16 protein-coding genes and 1 tRNA gene are annotated in these 17,687 nt (G+C 65.3%); 9 read left to right on the forward strand and 8 right to left on the reverse strand.

Annotated elements, in window-relative coordinates:
- Positions 1-19 precede the first annotated feature (19 nt).
- Positions 20-2,029, reverse strand: coding sequence for a serine/threonine-protein kinase (locus A5791_RS24100; RefSeq protein WP_369828129.1), 2,010 nt, complete (start codon positions 2,027-2,029; stop codon positions 20-22).
- Between the two features lie 172 nt (positions 2,030-2,201).
- On the opposite strand from A5791_RS24100, the gene A5791_RS24105 reads away from it, so the two are divergent.
- Both A5791_RS24105 and A5791_RS24110 read left to right on the forward strand, forming a co-directional pair.
- A complete protein-coding gene (locus tag A5791_RS24105; protein WP_231995995.1) occupies positions 2,202-4,853 on the forward strand; it encodes an ATP-binding cassette domain-containing protein in 2,652 nt (883 codons plus the stop codon).
- 86 nt (positions 4,854-4,939) lie between these two features.
- Positions 4,940-5,374 (forward strand): DUF402 domain-containing protein, encoded by a 435-nt coding sequence (locus tag A5791_RS24110; protein WP_156661589.1) that lies wholly within the window; start codon positions 4,940-4,942, stop codon positions 5,372-5,374.
- A 28-nt stretch (positions 5,375-5,402) separates the two neighbouring features.
- On the opposite strand, the gene A5791_RS24115 is transcribed toward A5791_RS24110, so the two are convergent.
- The 3 genes from A5791_RS24115 to A5791_RS26935 form a co-directional block, all read right to left on the reverse strand.
- A complete protein-coding gene (locus A5791_RS24115; RefSeq protein ID WP_067242477.1) occupies positions 5,403-5,882 on the reverse strand; it encodes a hypothetical protein in 480 nt (159 codons plus the stop codon).
- Positions 5,879-6,454, reverse strand: a complete 576-nt coding sequence (locus A5791_RS24120) for a hypothetical protein (protein ID WP_067242481.1) — start codon at positions 6,452-6,454, stop codon at positions 5,879-5,881. The genes A5791_RS24115 and A5791_RS24120 overlap by 4 nt, the downstream gene beginning before the upstream one ends.
- 113 nt (positions 6,455-6,567) lie before the next feature.
- Positions 6,568-6,723, reverse strand: a complete 156-nt coding sequence (locus A5791_RS26935) for a DUF6131 family protein (RefSeq protein WP_172828949.1) — start codon at positions 6,721-6,723, stop codon at positions 6,568-6,570.
- Between the two features lie 115 nt (positions 6,724-6,838).
- On the opposite strand from A5791_RS26935, the gene A5791_RS24125 reads away from it, so the two are divergent.
- Both A5791_RS24125 and A5791_RS24130 read left to right on the forward strand, forming a co-directional pair.
- Positions 6,839-7,507, forward strand: coding sequence for a response regulator transcription factor (locus A5791_RS24125; protein WP_067242484.1), 669 nt, complete (start codon positions 6,839-6,841; stop codon positions 7,505-7,507).
- Positions 7,508-7,885: 378 nt separating this feature from the next.
- Entirely contained in the window at positions 7,886-8,296 is a 411-nt protein-coding gene (locus A5791_RS24130) for a hypothetical protein (protein WP_067242487.1), read from the forward strand.
- A 28-nt stretch (positions 8,297-8,324) separates the two neighbouring features.
- Here the strand turns inward: A5791_RS24130 and coaE are convergent, their stop codons facing one another.
- The 3 genes from coaE to polA form a co-directional block, all read right to left on the reverse strand.
- Entirely contained in the window at positions 8,325-9,548 is a 1,224-nt protein-coding gene (gene coaE, locus A5791_RS24135; protein WP_067242491.1) for a dephospho-CoA kinase, read from the reverse strand.
- A 10-nt stretch (positions 9,549-9,558) separates the two neighbouring features.
- Positions 9,559-11,004, reverse strand: coding sequence for a 30S ribosomal protein S1 (rpsA, locus tag A5791_RS24140; protein WP_067242494.1), 1,446 nt, complete (start codon positions 11,002-11,004; stop codon positions 9,559-9,561).
- 178 nt (positions 11,005-11,182) lie between these two features.
- Positions 11,183-13,858 (reverse strand): DNA polymerase I, encoded by a 2,676-nt coding sequence (polA, locus tag A5791_RS24145; protein ID WP_067242679.1) that lies wholly within the window; start codon positions 13,856-13,858, stop codon positions 11,183-11,185.
- Between the two features lie 120 nt (positions 13,859-13,978).
- On the opposite strand from polA, the gene A5791_RS24150 reads away from it, so the two are divergent.
- Complete coding sequence (locus tag A5791_RS24150) at positions 13,979-14,422, forward strand: Zn-ribbon domain-containing OB-fold protein (RefSeq protein ID WP_067242498.1); 444 nt, start codon at positions 13,979-13,981, stop codon at positions 14,420-14,422.
- The gene (locus tag A5791_RS24155) at positions 14,419-15,621 is read left to right on the forward strand and encodes a lipid-transfer protein (protein ID WP_197504768.1); all 1,203 of its coding nucleotides are present in this window, start codon (positions 14,419-14,421) and stop codon (positions 15,619-15,621) included. Before A5791_RS24150 ends, A5791_RS24155 begins: the two co-directional genes overlap by 4 nt.
- Before the next feature lie 85 nt (positions 15,622-15,706).
- Here A5791_RS24155 and A5791_RS24160 read toward each other — a convergent pair whose 3' ends face one another.
- Positions 15,707-16,330 carry an ANTAR domain-containing response regulator gene (locus A5791_RS24160; protein ID WP_067242501.1) on the reverse strand — a complete coding sequence of 208 codons (624 nt, stop codon included), beginning with the start codon at positions 16,328-16,330 and terminating at the stop codon, positions 15,707-15,709.
- A 75-nt stretch (positions 16,331-16,405) separates the two neighbouring features.
- On the opposite strand from A5791_RS24160, the gene A5791_RS24165 reads away from it, so the two are divergent.
- The 3 genes from A5791_RS24165 (at position 16,406) to A5791_RS27390 (ending at position 17,659) form a co-directional block, all read left to right on the forward strand.
- Positions 16,406-16,479, forward strand: a tRNA-Leu gene (locus A5791_RS24165).
- Between the two features lie 369 nt (positions 16,480-16,848).
- Positions 16,849-17,241 carry a heme-binding protein gene (locus A5791_RS24170; RefSeq protein ID WP_067242504.1) on the forward strand — a complete coding sequence of 131 codons (393 nt, stop codon included), beginning with the start codon at positions 16,849-16,851 and terminating at the stop codon, positions 17,239-17,241.
- A gap of 127 nt (positions 17,242-17,368) precedes the next feature.
- Entirely contained in the window at positions 17,369-17,659 is a 291-nt protein-coding gene (locus tag A5791_RS27390) for a hypothetical protein (protein WP_369828133.1), read from the forward strand.
- The last annotated feature ends 28 nt before the right edge of the window (positions 17,660-17,687 follow it).

The raw sequence follows: 17,687 nt of genomic DNA on the forward strand, positions 1-17,687 counted from the left end.
ACGCTCGCGACCGGAGAAACTAGCTGTGGCGGGTCCACAACCGGGTCACCGGATCGCATTGCAGCAGGTAGCCGTCGTTGGAGGTGGACATGGCGAACACCGGCACATCCGGCAGATCGCACGACGTTCCGGCGGCGTGCACCCCGGTGGTGATCGGGGCTTTGTCCCAGGTGTTGCCTTCGCACACGACCTGCTGATTGCTGGTCTGGTCGTAGCCGAGCTTGTCGACGTCGCTGCACAGGCCGCCGAGAACGGGCGGCGCCGGCTTGGCGGATGGCGTGGCCGGCGCGCTGAGCACCGCCGCGGGATCGCCCAGGACCACGTTCGGCGGGACGTCTCCGGTCCTGGTGGCCACCACCGGAATCCGCACCACCGCACCCTGCGCCCCGCACTCATTGGACAACACGGTTTCGGTTTCGGTGCCGCGTAGCGTGCCGTCGGGCTGCGGCGCCAGCGACCACGCGAGCGTCTCCTGCTGAGTCGCCCTGACCGGTCCGTTGGGCTGACGGCAGCCCACCCGCTCCTGCTGCGGCGCGCCCTGCCAATAGCCCGCGACGAAGCGCAGGACATCGGTCGTGCCAGCCACCTGGTGGGTGGCATCGTCCAGCTGCGACCCCGTCGCGGCGCAGCCGTTGGTGGTACACGCCGAACGGAAGGCCCACCAGTCGGTGGCGGCCACGTCGTGACGAATCGGCACTCCGTTGGTGGTCTTCTTCGACTTGTCGTAGTCCAATCGGTAGGTGCCGTTGAGGACCCGCCCGGAACTCGCGGGAGTGCTGCCTGGAGCGGGAACCGAGGGTCTCGACGCGAGGGCGGGGCTGGGCTGCGGGCTTTCCTGCTGGAAGCTGTACAAGATCGACCAGGTCGCCGCCACCGCGATCAACACTACACAGACCATTGCCACCGACCACCGGGTTCGGGACGAAAACCGGTGGGTGACCGACGCGAGGGAACCGCGCGAAGTTCGCCGTCCGGACGTGGCACCGCCAGCCTTGGCGATGTGCCCCCTTAGCACGGCGGAAAACGCGCGGCAGTGCTCGAATCTGTCTCCGGGCTTCTTGGCCAGCGCCTGGAAGAACACGTCGTCGAGATAGGCCAGATCCGGACGATAGTCGCTGAGTCGGGGCGGATCGACGTGCAGGTGCTGACTGATCACCGCGACCGGATTGGCGTGCTGAAATGGCGGAGCGCCGACGAGCAGGTGGAAAGCCGTTGCCGCCAAAGCATATTGGTCGGCGCGTCCGTCGATGTTGGAGCCGGTGAGCTGCTCGGGCGCGGCATAGGCGACGGTTCCGACCGCGACGTTTGTTTCGGTGATCCCGCTGATATTGCCGAGGTGACGAGCTACTCCGAAGTCTGCCAACAGGATTCGGCGTTCCTCGGTGTCGGGATGGGCAAGCAGGATGTTGGCGGGCTTGACGTCGCGATGCAGCAGGCCGCGGGTGTGCGCATAGTCGAGGGCACCCGCGACAGCCTGGACGATCTCGCAGACGACGTCGACGGGCATGCCGTCTTGGTAACGCTCTTTCAGCAGCCGCGCGGCGTCGGTGCCCTCGACGTAGTCCATGGAAATCCAGAGCTGACCGTCGAATTCGCCGCGATCGTGGACTCCGACGATATGTGGGTGCCACAGTGTCGCGGCGAGATCGGCTTCCCGGTTGAACCTTTCGCGAAACTCGCTGTCCGCGGTGACGGCCTCGGCGAGGACCTTGATCACATCGCGGCGTGGCAACCTGGGATGCAACGCCAGATACACCTCGGCCATCGCGCCGGCCCCCAGCGGCCGCAGGATGGTGTACCCGGCGAATGGCGCGCCGCTGGCTATGCGCGAACCGCTGATCTCGTCGCGCCCGTCTGCGGCATCGAAACTTTGCGCGTTCGGGGTCGAGTTGACCGGTGGAATCCGGCGGAACAGGTGCGCGACGGTTGCCGACGGCAGCGACTGGAAGCCCGCACGTAGGGCAGCACCTGCCAGGCCCGGATGGGAGAGCAGGCGTCGCCCGACCCGCAGCCGCCGCGTACCGCTCATGGCCTCTTCCATCGACCGTCCTCCCCTTCTCGGCACGCCAATACTGCCGAACGCGGGTGGGCGTCCGACCAACGCAGGCTATGAATCGGCTGTGAGTGCCGAATGGCGAAACAAAGCTAGTTCACAGGCCAGTCCAAGCCAGGCCTCACACGTGTCCAAAAATACTGAAAGGGTGAATCGACCCGCCCCGCCGTTATTGACCGTCCGGCACAACGGATCTCGACAGTCGTTTGCGGCAGGCCAGGAAGTGGTCATTGGCCGCGACCTGCAGGCCGACTTGCGGATCGCCGACCCGCGCATCTCCCGCGAGCACTTGATCGTGCGCTTTGATCAGGGCCGATGGCTGGCGATCGACAACGGCTCGCTGAACGGGACGTATGTCAACGGCTACCGGATGCCCGTGTTCGACATCCACGACGGGCAGAGCGTCAACGTCGGTAACCCGGAGGGACCGCGACTGACCTTCGAGATCGGGCCGCAGCAGGGAACGACCGGCCGGCCGGCGCAGGCCAGGTCGATGGTCAATTCCGGGCCGCCAACGCTCGCGTGGTCGCTGACGCCGGGACCTTCTCCGACCCCGGCGGGAGGTCACACCGGGACCCCACCCCGGGGCCGACCCACGTCGGCCCCCAAGCCGCCGCAGCGACGCCATCCGGCGTCCGGGTTTCGCGAGGCGGCCGTCCCACGGCCCGAGCCACGCCGGATCCCTCAGACGCCGCCGCAAGAGCGCACGGTGGTCAACGCCGGGCGGACAGCTTCCCCGACGTCGACGCCACCCGTCGAGTTCACCGCGATCGACGTCAGGACCGGCGATTCGTCGAACCTGGCAACGCGGATGGTGAAGTTCCTCTCGCAACGACCGGCCGGAGGTTCGGGGCACCCGAAAGCGGCCGGCACCGTCACGATTGGTCGTGCCGACGGCAGCGACATCGTCGTCTCGGACGTCTTGGCCTCGCGGGAGCACGCGACGCTGGCTCTGACGCCAGTCGGTACCGAAATCCGCGACTGCAGCGTCAATGGAACGTTCGTCAACGGCACCCGGGTCGGGTCGGCGATCTTGTCCGAGGGCGACGTGGTAACCATCGGCAACGTCGACCTGATCTTCACCAACAGCACCCTGGTTCCGCGCACCCAGGCCGAGACGCGCACCGGCGGCCTGGAGGTGCGCGGGGTCAGATACAGCGTCGACCAAAGCAAACAAGGCAAACAACTGCTCGATGACATCTCGCTGACCGCCAGACCCGGAACGCTGACCGCAATCATCGGCGGATCCGGCGCGGGCAAGACCACACTCGCCCGGCTTATCGCCGGATACTCCCGTCCCACTGCCGGCTCGGTGACCTTCGAAGGCCACGACATCCACGGCGAATATGCCTCGCTGCGCAGCCGGATCGGCATGGTCCCGCAGGACGACGTGGTGCACCGGCAGCTGACGATCAACCAGGCGCTGGGTTACGCGGCGGAGCTACGCCTCCCGCCCGACACCGGCAAAGCCGACCGCGCCGGGGTCGTCGCCCAGGTGCTCGAAGAACTCGACCTGACCAAACACGCGGACACCCGGGTGGACAAGCTGTCCGGCGGGCAGCGCAAACGCGCCTCGGTGGCACTCGAACTGCTCACCGGACCGTCGCTGCTGATCCTGGACGAGCCGACGTCGGGCCTGGACCCCGCGCTGGACCACCAGGTCATGATGATGCTGCGCCAGCTGGCCGACGCCGGCAGGGTGGTGATCGTGGTGACACACATGTTGTCCTACCTCGACATCTGTGACCAGCTGTTGCTGGTGGCACCCGGCGGCAAGACCGCATACTGCGGCCCTCCCGACCGCATCGGCGAGGCGATGGGTACCACCAACTGGGCCAAGATCTTCACCGATGTGGGCGCCGACCCCGAGGAAGCCAACCGCCGCTTCTTGGCCCGCAGCCAGGCCAAGAACCAGGCGCCGAAGAGGCCGGAAACCGAGCCCGCCGAGCTGGGCAAGCCGGCACATACCAGTCTGCGGCGCCAAATTTCGACGATCGCGCGTCGGCAGGTGCGCCTGGTTGTCGCCGACCGCGCCTATTTCGTGTTCGTGGCGCTGTTGCCGTTCATTCTCGGTGCGTTGTCGCTGACCGTGCCGGGTTCCGGCGGATTCCACATCGCCTCCGAGCACGCCAGCCCCCCCGACGAATCAGCGCAAATACTCAACCTGCTGGTCAACGCGGCTGCCTTCATGGGTACCGCGCTGACCATCCGCGACCTGGTCGGCGAACGCGCCATTTTTCAGCGTGAACAGGCGGTCGGTCTGTCGACCGGTGCCTACCTGCTGGCCAAAACCGGCGTTTTCTGTGTCTTCGCGATCGTGCAGGCGGCGATTGCCACCGCGATCGTGGTCCTCGGCAAGGGTGCGCCGACCCGGGGCGCCGCCGTCATGGGCCACAGCGCTCTCGCGGCCAGCCTCGAGCTGTTTGCGGCGGTCGCTGCGACGTGCGTCGCCTCGGCCATGCTGGGTCTGTTGGTCTCGTCGCTGGTCCGCTCGACTGAACAGATCATGCCGTTGTTCGTGGTGTCGATCATGGTGCAGTTGGTGCTGTGCGGCGGAATGGTCCCGGTGACCAATCGGATTGGGCTCGAACAGGTTTCGTCGGTGGTGCCGGCGCGTTGGGGATATGCCGCCGGCGCGTCGACGGTCGACCTGCGGACGCTGGTCCCGGGTTCGTTGCTGCCCCAGGACCGGTTCTGGCAGCACACGTCAAAGATCTGGCTGATCGACATGGGCATGCTGGCCGGGCTCTCGCTCTTCTACGCCTGCTTTGTGCGGTGGAAGATCCGGCTCAAGCGGTAGGGCTAGGTAGGCTGAGACCCATCCATCCGCCGAAGCACGAAACATTCGACCTGCTCGCACGCACCAACACCGATCCGAAGGGCATCGTGCGTGCGGTCGACGAGTATGCCGTGCAACCGTGGGGTCTCTATCTGGCGCGGCCCACTCCCGGCCGGGCCCAGTTCCACTACCTCGAATCGTGGCTTTTGCCGTCATTGGGCCTGCGCGCCACCGTGTTTCACTTCAACCCCGGTCACGAGCGGGATGAGGACTACTACCTCGACATCGGCGAATACACGCCCGGCCAGCACATCTGGCGCTCCGAAGACCACTACCTCGACATCGCGGTGCGCACCGGTCAGGGGGCGAGTCTGGCCGACGTCGACGAGCTGCTGGACGCCGTCCGGCACGGGCTGCTGACTCCGGACGTCGCCGAGCGGGCAGTCCGTCGCGCGATGAACGCAATCGACGGACTGGCCCGCAACGGCTACGACCTCGGCCAATGGTTAGCCGGCCGCAGCATGGAACTCACCTGGCGCTGAACTGTTTCGGCACTAGCCGGTTCGCGCGTTAGACGGCGAGTAACCGCTCGAAGAATTCGCGGTAATGCATCAGTGCCAAACGGAGGTCCTCAGTAGAGGCTTCCTGACCCTGAGCCCACTGCTCTTCAAGATGTGAGCGCGCTTGGGCGAAGCCAGTGGTGAGCTGCTCTACCAGATCGGAGACCAGGACGTCCGCCTTCTGGACGCAATCCTTCGGATCGTCGACGAACGCCGCCTGCACGCCGGCCCACCGCGCGCGCAACTCGGCGAGCTCGTCGTCGCCGAATAGCGTTTCGGCGGTTGGTACTTCGCGTTCTGCGCCCGTCGGCTCCGCGGATGTCGTCGCAGCCTCGGGGCGGGGCGTTGTTTCCTCGGAAACCACCGCATGATCCGCCGGTGCAACCGATGCCTGGCTCTGCTCCTGCCCGGCCGCTGGCGACGAGGCGCCTGAAGGCGCGGCTTCCGAGACCTGCGACCCGGTCATCGTTTGATCTTCATGCGTAGTCATGCGCTTGCCTCCTTGGACGTGTGATTCTCTCTGTCGGTCTCGAGCAGCTTTTCGAACAGCGCTCGATAGTGCACGAACGCCTCGCGTTGCTGCTCGGTGCTGACGTCGGCCTGCTGCTGCGCCAGGTGAATGCCGTGCGCCGCGCGATAGTTCTCGACGATCTGCGGATGGTCTACCGAGATGTCAGCGGCCCGCTGCTCGAAATCGTCGACCGGATAACCCCGTTCGCGCATCACCTCGGTGACCAACCGATCGGCGACGCCGACGGCGGTTGCCGGATTGTCCACGAACTTGGTCTGTACCTCGTGCCAGCGCGTTGTGAAATCCGATAGGGCCGACGGCGTCAGCGGGACGATCTCGAGATTTTCCCGCTTGCGTTCCCGGGCGGTGAGCTCATTCTCCGCCCCCTTCTGGCTACCGGTCTCGGACACCAGGCGCTCGTATTCGCGGCCGTAGTGCTGCTTGAGTCTCTCCGTTTTTCTGCGGCTGCTGATGACGCTTACCGCGGCGACCAGCACGGCGACCACGACGACGGCGGAGACCGCGATCAAAATCCATTCCCATGCGGGCATCTCGTGCTCCTCTCCTACACATGTCGAATAGCCCGAGGGGCGCCAACACAAACGCAATTTTGTGACGCGCCACACACAGCCGGGGCGGACCAAGCGTGGTCCGACTGCCCGACTCAGAAGTAATGCCTGCGACCGCCGACCGCGCGTCCGGTGCTGCCCAGGATCGCCAGGATCACACCGACGACGAGCGCGATGATCCCCAGGGTCCACAGGATTTGGATCTTGAGCACGAGCCCTGCGATCAGCAGGATGACGCCGAGAATAATCATGACAAGCCTTCCCCTTGGGTTGTGAGTGAATCGGGTCGGTTGTCCCGACTCTGCTCTCAGTCGACCACCCTTAAGGGGGGTAGAAATACACCCTTAAGGAGGTAATCTCGCCGACATGCCGACCCCGTCTCACGGTCCGATCACGGTCGCGCTCGTCGACGACTACGACGTTGTCGTCAAGGGCGTGGCCAACATGCTTGAGCCATACCGGGACCGCGTCGTGATCGCAGAACTCGACTCCACCATGCCCGTCAAAGACGCAGTCGACATCGTCCTGTACGACTCGTTCGCCCAGCCCGAATCGGACCACGAAGAGATCGGGGTCCTGGTTGCCAACCCCCGAGCGCGTCGAGTTGTGGTCTATACCTGGAACTTTCACCCGGATCTCGTCCAAAGTGCACGGCAACACGGAGCTCACGGGTATCTATCAAAGACTCTGCCTGCACGCGAGCTGGTCGCCGCATTGGAGGCGGTACATGCCGGCGAAATAATCATCAGCGAGGTCGAAGGGCGGGCGCGTAGCGTGCCAGGGCTGGACTGGCCCGGGCGCGGCGAAGGGCTGAGCGACCGCGAGTCAGAGATCCTGGCCTTGATCACCCAGGGCATGAGCAACGCCGACGTCGCACGCCTGACCTACCTGAGTCCGAACACCGTGAAGTCCTACATCCGCACGATCTACCGCAAAATCGGTGTTGCCAGCCGCACCCAGGCGGTGCTGTGGGGCGTGAACCACGGCTTCACACCGGACCATCACCGCATCGAACACTGGCGCGGCGGACCCTGAGTTTCTGCATCGGCACGCCGGGAAGTCTCCGGTATGCCTTGCTCGATCTCGCCGCTCTGCCCGACGACCCGGTTCCCGAGTGGCGATCACCCACGCCGGCCACGCTCACCGACAAGCGGCTCTCCGACACCCGCGGCCTGCGTGCCGACCGCTTTCAAAATCCGCGATATTCCCAAACGTTGTGTCGAGCAACATGATCCGTGAGCCGATATGCTGAGACACTCACCGTCATCGAGCGGTCCGCTGCGGCGCCTGGCGAAGCTTCATGCCTGAACTGCCTGACGTGGAAGAGTTTCGGTGTGAAGTGGCCGACACCGCTGTTAGCCCGGGTGAAGGGGTCGCAGGCTTCCAATATTGCCGGGCGTAATCTCAGCAGCTATGAGTCTATTCACGCGCAGGCTTCCGACAATCGCCGTGACGCTGATAGCGGCTGGCTCCCAGCTATTTCCGGCAACCGCACGGGCGGAACTGCACAACATCACCTACATCGCGAGGGTCGACGCCCTGACGACGGGAAGTCAGGCCACCTTCGTCATCACGGGCGGCCAGACCAACACCGCACCATTAGGCACCGTGCCGGGCCGCGCATTTGAAGCCAACACGGTGCTTGACGACCCGCAAAAGGCCGGCCTGCGGATCGTGCTGCGATGGCCGTACTCCGCCAACGTGCATTGCGAGATAGACGTGGACGACAATGTTTTCGTCCAAGTCGACCAACGCGTCGCGCCGGTACCCGGGAATGCCGATCCGATGAACGGCGTGTTGCAGTGCGGCGCACCGGTGAGCTAGTGGCAAGCGCCGCGGGTCGTCACCGCAGCTACGGCCGCCAGCCGGTGGAGTCGGCCCACGCCCAGGCCCGCCGGTAGGCGTCGAGGAACCACGGCTCCTTGGCGTCGGCGTAGTTACCGATGTCCGCACCCCCCGAGGCCGCGCCGAGTTCGGCTGCGCGCTTGGTGGCCAGGTAGTCCGCGCGCACGTCCGGATTGGCTTTCAGCCAGTCGGTGAACAGCAACGCGAACTGCTGATTCGGCCAGCCATCCACCCGGATATGCACATGGGTCAGCCGTCCCGGATCCCCGGAGCCGTGAAACCGCTTGTGCCACAGTGCTGGATCATCGCTGTGGTCGTAACGGCCCACCGTGCTGCGGGCATCGGTCTTGACGGTGTCCTCGGTGATGGACTCGAGCCGAGGGTACCCGGCTGCCAGCAACGGCTCGACGAGTTCGTCTGCCACCGCTAATGATTCGACGGTGATCTGGATGTCGATGACGTCCTTGGCCGGGTAGTCCGGCACGGCCGTCGACCCGATGTGGTCGACCCGCAACGCCCGATGACCACATGCGGTCCGCAACCGGTCGATGATGCGCCGTGCCTGATCTGGCCAGGCTGGGTCGGCAGGCACCAGTCGGCCCTGCGCTCGGACGATCCGGCGCTCGGTCAGGTTGTGGGCGAATGGCAGTATCCGGTTGTTCCACACGTCGCGGGCCTGCTGCGCCAAGACATCTGGGCTGTCGGAGTTGTCCAGCCAAATGTCGGCGACGGCACGACGCTGCTCATCGGTGGCCTGCGCGGCGATCCTGGCGCGGGCGGCGTCCTCGGTCATGCCGCGTTGCTCGACCAACCGCCGTACCCGCAATTCCACGTCGGCATGCACGATGACAACCAGTGGGAACAGGGGCGCCATCCCGGATTCCACCAGCAGCGGAATGTCTTCCACCACAACGGCATCTTCCGAAACCGCGGCGATGATTTCCGAGCGGCGTTTCGCCACCAGCGGATGCACGATCCCGTTGAGCTTCTTACGCTCCTCGTCGTCGGCAAATGCCTTGGCGGCCAACGCGGGCCGATCCAGCGCGCCATCGGGTAGCAGAATGTCCTCGCCGAACGCGTCAACCAACGAGGCCAGACCTTCGGTGCCGGGCTCCACCACCTCGCGGGCGATGACATCCCCGTCGACGATGATCCCGCCGCACTGCGAGAAGGTGGCGGACAACGACGATTTGCCGGCGCCGATGCCGCCGGTCAATCCGATGCGCAGCATCCGTCCGGGGTTAGGCGCTGCCGGCGAGCTTTTCCCGCAGAGCGGCCAGTTGGGCGTCGCTGGCCAGCGATCCACCGGCCGACTTTTCCGGCGAGCTGCTGCTGGACGGCGCCTGCTCGCCCCCGCCGTGTCCGGCCGCCTCGGCGGCGGCGAACTTCTCCATCTGCGCGGTGTGCATTTTGTGACGGCGCTCGGCCTCGGCGTAGCGGGCTTCCCATTCGTTACGCTGAGCGTCGAAACCTTCCAGCCATTCGTTGGTCTCGGCGTCGAAGCCCTCGGGGAAGATGTAGTTGCCCTGCTCGTCGTAGCTGTCGGCCATGCCGTACTTGGCCGGGTCGAACTCCTCGGTGTAGTCCTCGTTGGCCTGCTTGAGCGACAACGAGATTCGGCGCCGGTCCAGATCGATGTCGATGACCTTGACCATGGCGTCGTCGCCGACGGCTACCACCTGGTCGGGGACCTCGACGTGACGCTCGGCAAGCTCGGAGATGTGCACCAAGCCTTCGATACCCTCTTCGACGCGCACGAACGCACCGAACGGGACCAGCTTGGTGACCTTGCCGGGCACAATCTGCCCGATGGCATGGGTGCGGGCGAAGTGCCGCCACGGGTCTTCCTGAGTCGCCTTGAGCGACAACGAAACCCGCTCGCGGTCCATGTCGACGTCGAGCACCTCTACGGTTACCTCGTCGCCCACCTGGACCACCTCGGACGGGTGGTCGATGTGCTTCCAGGACAGCTCGGAGACGTGCACCAGACCGTCCACACCGCCCAAGTCGACGAACGCGCCGAAGTTGACGATCGACGAGACCACACCCTTGCGAATGGTGCCTTTCTGCAGCTGGTTGAGGAACTCGCTGCGCACCTCGGACTGGGTCTGCTCCAGCCAGGCCCGGCGGGACAGCACCACGTTGTTGCGGTTCTTGTCCAGCTCGATGATCTTGGCCTCGATCTCCTTGCCGATATACGGCTGCAGATCACGGACCCGGCGCATCTCGACCAGCGACGCGGGCAGGAAGCCGCGCAGCCCGATGTCGAGGATCAGTCCACCCTTGACCACCTCGATGACGGTGCCCTTGACGGCCTCGTCCTTGGCCTTGAGCTCCTCGATGGTGCCCCAGGCGCGCTCATACTGGGCGCGCTTCTTGGAGAGAATCAGCCGACCCTCTTTGTCCTCCTTGGTGAGGACTAAAGCCTCGACCTCATCGCCGACGGAAACGACCTCGTTGGGGTCGACGTCGTGCTTGATGGAGAGTTCGCGGGCGGGAATGACCCCTTCGGTCTTGTAGCCGATATCGAGGAGCACCTCGTCCCGGTCCACTTTGACGATCGTGCCTTCGACGATGTCGCCGTCGTTGAAGTATTTGATCGTTTTGTCTATTGCTGCGAGAAAGTCCTCGCTGGTGCCTATGTCGTTGACGGCTACTTGCGGCGAGGTGACGGTGGGACTCGGCATATTGTTGGGTTGCTCCGGACAGGGTCAGGTCGTAGGGACTAAGTGACAGTTGTTGTTGGTGTGACCCGCCATCGAGCACCAACGGGCACCTGTCGAGGCTACTCGACTGCGTACATGCTGGACAAACCCGGTCTTCCCAGCTGGTAATTCCTGGTCAGACCGTCTCGCCGGACGCCGCTTAATGGGCCGCCGAGTCCCAGCTGCGCCCGTAGCCCACCGACACCTCCAGCGGGACGTCGAGCGGGTAGGCGCCACCCATTCTTTCCCGGACCAGCGCTTCGACCTGCTCACGCTCACCGGGCGCGATTTCGAACAACAGTTCGTCGTGTACCTGCAGCAGCATCCGGGAGGCCAGGCCGGCCGCTTTGATCGCCTTCTCGACCTCGATCATCGCCACCTTGATGATGTCGGCCGCGCTGCCCTGGATCGGCGCGTTGAGCGCCGCCCGCTCGGCGGCCTCACGGACCTGGCGGTTGCTGCTGTCCAGCTCGGGAAGATAGCGCCGGCGTCCCAGCACGGTCGAGGTGTAGCCGTCCTTGCGCGCCTGCTCGACGACGTCCATGAGGTAGTCCCGCACCCCCCCGAAGCGGGCGAAGTAGGCGTCCATCTGCTCCTTGGCCTCCTCGGTGGAGATCTTCAGCTGCTGCGACAGCCCGTAGGCGCTCAGCCCGTAGGCCAGCCCGTACGACATCGCCTTGACCCGCCGCCGCAATTCGGCGGTGACCTCCTCGATCGGCACGCCGAACGCCCGGGATGCGACGAACGAGTGCAGGTCCTCCCCCGTCCGGAATGCTTCGATCAGGCCGTCGTCGCGCGACAGGTGAGCCATGATCCGCATCTCGATCTGGCTGTAGTCGGCGGTCATCAGCTCGCTGTATCCGCCGGCCGGGCCGGAACCAACCACGAACGCGTCGCGGATCTGGCGTCCCGCGTCGGTGCGGATCGGGATGTTCTGCAGGTTGGGCTCGGTCGACGACAACCTGCCCGTCGCCGCGATCGTCTGGTTGAAGGTGGTGTGAATCCGGCCGTCGGCGGCCACCGAGTTGAGCAGCCCGTCAACGGTGACCTTGAGCCGGGTGACATCGCGGTGGGTCAGCAGATGCTGCAGGAAAGGGTGCCCGGTCTTGTCAAAAAGACCCTGCAAGGCGTCCGCGTCGGTGGTGTAGCCGGTCTTGGTCCGTTTGGTCTTCGGCATGCCCAGTTCGTCGAACAGCACGACCTGCAGCTGTTTGGGTGACCCCAGGTTGATCTGCTTGCCGATCACCGCGTAGGCGGCCTCGGCGGCGTCACGGATCTGGTCGCCGAACTGGCTTTGCAGCTCCGTCAGCATCTTCAAGTCGACGGCAATGCCCGCGGCTTCCATGTCTGCCAGCACCTGCTGGACCGGCAGCTCCATCTCACCCAGCAGAGCGGTGGAGTCGATGCGGGCCAGCTCCTCATCGAGCGCGTCGGCGAGATCCACCACCGCCCGGGCTCGCAGGATCACCGTCTGAACGGCCTGGCCGTCCACGCCGTCCATGTCGTCGAGTAGCGAAAGCTGTTGCTGTTCCGAGGTTTCAGCGCGCAGCTCGCGACGCAGATAGCGCAGCGACAAGTCGTCGAGGGAGAAGCTGCGCTGGCCCGGTCGCACCAGATAGGCCGCCAGCGCCGTGTCGGAGGTGACGCCGTTCAGCGTCCATCCACGTCCCGCAAGGTCGTGTATGGCCAACTTCGCCTCGTGTAGGGCTTTGGGCTGCTGGGGATCGGCCAGCCAAGCCGACAGCGCGGCATCGTCTTCGGGAGTCAACGTCGCGGTGTCGATATAGCCGCCTTCGCCGTCGGCGGCGGCGATGGCCAGCGCGGTGGCGTCCCCGTCATACGGCTGATGGGTGCCCACGACGGCCAGCCCCGACCGGCGTCCGTCGCCGGCGTGCTCAGCCAGCCACTGGCCGACCGTGCCCGGCTCCAGCGCGTCGCCGCGCACGTCAAACCCCTCGTCGACCTCGGGCTCGACCGCCGCAAGGGTCTCGAACAAGCGGTCGCGCAGCACCCGGAACTCGAGGTCGTCGAAAAGCCGGTGGATCTGGTCCCGGTCCCAGGGCAGCAAGCGCAGCGTGTCCGGCGTCTGCGCCAACGGCACATCGCGGACCAACTCGGTGAGATCCCGATTCAGCACGACATTGGCCACATGCGCGCGCAAGGCGTCGCCCACCTTGCCGCGCACCGAGTCGACGTTGTCCACCAGCGATTGCAGCGTGCCGTACTCGACGATCCACTTGGACGCGGTCTTCTCTCCGACGCCGGGAATGCCGGGCAGGTTGTCGCTGGGATCGCCGCGCAGCGCGGCGAAGTCCGGGTATTGCTTGGGGGTCAGCCCGTATTTCTCGACGACTGCCTCCGGGGTGAAGCGGGTGAGTTCGCTGACGCCTTTGCGCGGATACAGCACGGTCACGTCGTCGCTGACCAACTGCAGCGAGTCGCGGTCGCCGGTGACCACCAGCACGCGATAGCCCTGGTCCTCGGCTTGGGTGGCCAGCGTGGCGATGATGTCGTCAGCCTCGAAGCCCGGCTCCGCGAGCACCGTAATGCCCAGCGCGGCAAGGACTTCCTTGGTGATGTCGATCTGGCCGTGAAACTCGTCGGGGGTGGACGACCGGTTGGCTTTGTACTCCGGGTAGCGCTCGGAGCGGAAGGTCTGACGCGATACGTCGAACGCCGCCGCGATGTGCGTCGGCGACTCGTCGCGCAGCAGGTTGATCAGCATGGCGGTGAAGCCGTAGACCGCGTTGGTGGTCAGCCCGCCGCGCGTTTTGAAGTTCTCCGCCGGCAACGCGTAGAACGCGCGAAACGCCAGCGAATTGCCGTCCAGCAACATCAGCGTCGGCTTGGCATCCTCGCTCACGGCTCTCACTCTAGGCACTCGGTCCGACGGCCCATGCGCCGCTAGAACTGGAACACGTTTCAGTTTTGCGCGTGCGCTCGGTAGGCTGGCCCGATGCCCGAGGTCACCAGCCAAGAACCGGCGATCGATGGATGGTTCGCCACCGATGACGCCGGCAGCCCACATCTGACCGGCAGCAAATGCCCGCAGTGTGGCACCTACGTCTTCCCGCCCCGCGAGAACAATTGCCCCAACCCGGCCTGCGACAGCGACACCCTGGAGTCGGTCGCCTTGTCCGCTCGGGGAAAGCTGTGGAGCTACACCGAAAACCGTTATCCCCCACCGCCGCCCTACCCCGCGCCGGACCCCTTCGAGCCCTTTGCCATCGCCGCGGTAGAACTGGCCGAGGAGGGACTCATCGTGCTGGGCAAGGTGGTCGAGGGCACCCTGGCCGCGGACCTGAAAGTCGGCATGGAGATGGAGCTGACCACGATGCCGCTGTTCGTCGACGACGACGGCGTCGAGCGCATCGTGCACGCGTGGAGGATCGCATCGTGAGCACGCCTGAACCGCTGTACATCCTGGGCGCCGGAATGCACCCCTGGGGCAAATGGGGCCGGGACTTCACCGAATACGGGGTGGTCGCCGCGCGGGCGGCCCTGCGCGAGGCCGGCCTGGAGTGGCGGCAAATCCAGCTGGTCGCCGGGGCCGACACCATTCGCAACGGATATCCCGGCTTCATCGCCGGATCGACGTTCGCGCAGAAGCTGGGGTGGAACGGCGTACCGGTCAGCTCCAGCTACGCCGCATGTGCCAGTGGTTCGCAGGCGCTGCAGAGCGCGCGGGCACAGATCCTGGCCGGCTTCTGCGACGTTGCGCTGGTGATCGGCGCCGACACCACTCCCAAGGGGGCTTTCGCACCCGTTGGGGGCGAACGCAAGAACGACCCCGACTGGCAACGGTTCCATTTGATCGGCGCGATGAACCCGGTTTACTTCGCACTGCTCGCGCGACGCCGGATGGACCTCTACGGCGCCACGTCTGAGGATTTCGCGCAGGTGAAGGTCAAAAACTCGAGGCATGGTCTGCAGAACCCGAATGCCCGCTACCGCAAGGAATCCTCCGTCGACGACGTGCTGGCCAGCCCGGTGGTGGCCGAGCCGTTGCGGCAGCTGGACATCTGCGCCACCTCCGACGGCGCCGCGGCGCTGATCGTCGCCAGCGCGGACTTCGCGCGCAAGCACCTGGGCTCGCTCGACGGCGTGCCGTCGGTGCGTGCGGTCAGCACCGTCACCCCGCGCTACCCCCAGCACCTGCCCGAATTGCCGGATATTGCAACGGATTCCACGGCTGTGGTGCCCGCGCCGGACCGGGTGTTCAAGGATCAGATTCTCGACGCCGCCTACGCCGAAGCGGCCATCGGCCCGGAAGACGTGAGCTTGGCCGAGGTATACGACCTGTCCACCGCACTTGAACTCGACTGGTACGAACACCTGGGGCTGTGCGCCAAGGGTGAGGCAGAGGGGCTGCTGCGCAGCGGCGCGACCACGATCGGCGGCAAGGTTCCGGTCAATCCGTCGGGCGGGCTCGCATGCTTCGGTGAAGCCATTCCCGCGCAGGCGATCGCTCAGGTTTGCGAGTTGACCTGGCAACTTAGGGGTCAGGCGACCGGTCGCCAAGTGGAGAACGCGACGGTCGGTGTCACCGCCAACCAGGGGCTGTTCGGCCACGGCTCATCGGTGATCGTGGCCCGCTAATTCTTGCCGGCGAGGGTGCGCAAATGTACGGCCCCATAGCGCGTGTCGCCGTACAGACGCGCACGCTCGCGGGGAGAAATGGGGGTTACGCGTCCTTGGGGTCGGACAGGGTTTCCAGCACGATTTCGGCGACCCGCTTCATGGTGGTCCGCCGGTCCATGGCCGCACGCTGAATCCACTTGAACGCTTCCGGCTCGGTCATGTCCTGCTTGGCCTGCAGCAGGCCTTTGGCCCGTTCGACGAGCTTGCGGGTCTCCAGCCGATCGGTCAGCGTCGCCACTTCCTGCTCCAGCGCGCTGAGTTCGCCGAACCGGCTGACGGCCAGTTCGATGGCGGGGATCAGGTCGCTGATGGTGAACGGCTTCACCAGGTAGGCCATCGCTCCGGCATCGCGGGCGCGCTCGACCAGGTCGCGCTGGCTGAACGCGGTCAGCACCACAATCGGTGCGATGCGCTTGCTGGCGATCTCCGATGCGGCGTCGATACCGTCGCGGCGCGGCATCTTCACATCCATGATCACCAGGTCGGGCTTGTGCAACTCGGCCAGCTCGACGGCTTCCTGCCCGTCGCCGGCTTCCCCGACGATGTCGTAGCCCTCCTCTCGCAGCATCTCGGCAAGATCCAGTCGGATGAGCGCTTCGTCTTCAGCGATCAGGACCCGGCGCGGCGTGGCGGCGTCGGCGTCGGCGTCGGTCGTGGGGCCTGTCATGACGGATATTGTGTCGTGGGCGGCAATGACCAGCGACGTCGGGGCTCATCTAAGCTGGCTGCCGAGCACAGCGACGCCCTCGTATCCCAACTGGCAGAGGAAACGGACTCAAAACCCGTCCAGTGTGGGTTCGAATCCCACCGAGGGCACTCACAGCTTCATGGCGTTTTCAGCGGATTTGTGGGTTCTGGTGTTTGCCACGCCGCTTAGGGGTTGGCGCTGTCATTGACTCGACACCCTTGATGTTGTCATTCGTGCGATACGTCCCGCGGCAAAAAAAGAATACGACATGAGATTCATAGGATTAGTTATGTGCTGGATGTGGCGGTCATGTTTCCGGATCGGCTACGCCGTTGCCCCACATTGGGTCCGCAAAACGCGGGAACGCGGTGATCGGCGGTGCGCGAGAATTACTTCCGCCGCGTCGCGCAAAAGCGGCGATCTGTATCTGCTTAGCTTAGGCCGGGTGACGACCGCCTCGGTTGCAGCCAGGTTGATTACCGGATAAAGGAGCCAGGATGTTTCTTTCAGAAATCATTCCGCGCAGGGCGTTAGTTGGCGTGATCGGCGCCGGTGCGGTTTCCGGTTTGCTGTGGTGTGCTACCGCGGAAACCGCCGCGGCCGATCCGTCGCCTCGGCCGCCGAACTGCACGGCCGCCGACGTGGCCGGCGTCGCAGCCGGCGTTGCAACGGCACTGTCGACCTACCTGTACACGCACCCGGACGTGAACGAGTTCTATACCGGCCTGCAGGATCGGCCCAGGGATCAGATGCGCGACGACGTGCAGAACTACTTCAGCGCCAACCCTCAGGAGCAAGCCGACCTCGAGGCCATTCGTCAGCCGATGACGGACATCAGGCAGCGTTGCCAATGGACTCCATTGCTGGGGCAGGCCGATGCCACTCCCTGAGCCGTCTGGCCGCGGAACACGGCTGGCCCAATTCAGATCTCATTGGGCAGTGCGGAGGAATATACTGCGGCCCTCAGTTCACCTATCGGTAAAAGCCCCGGAGGGGAAGACCGCGATGAATATGTGGGTGCGGTCGTGGACTGCGGCGGGGATTGCGGTTCTAACTTTTACGTCGATTCCTGAGATATATGCCGTCGTGCAGCCCTCGGGCGTGGCCAATGCCGATGTGTGCGTCAGCGCCGGCCGACGTGTTTCAGTGAGCGGGTGCACCAACGTTGCCGATACGGTCAACGGCTACGTGCCGCCGCCGGCCGCTTATGCGCCGCTGCCGCAGGACTTTCCGCCTCCACCGCCGCCGCCGGCGGTGAGTGTCTGCGTTGGCGCCGGCCGTCGAATCCATGTGAGTGGGTGCACTTAACAGCGCGACGCGGCGCGAGAGGTCGCTC

Source organism: Mycobacterium sp. 852002-51163_SCH5372311 (assembly GCF_001667115.1).
Taxonomy (GTDB): domain Bacteria; phylum Actinomycetota; class Actinomycetes; order Mycobacteriales; family Mycobacteriaceae; genus Mycobacterium.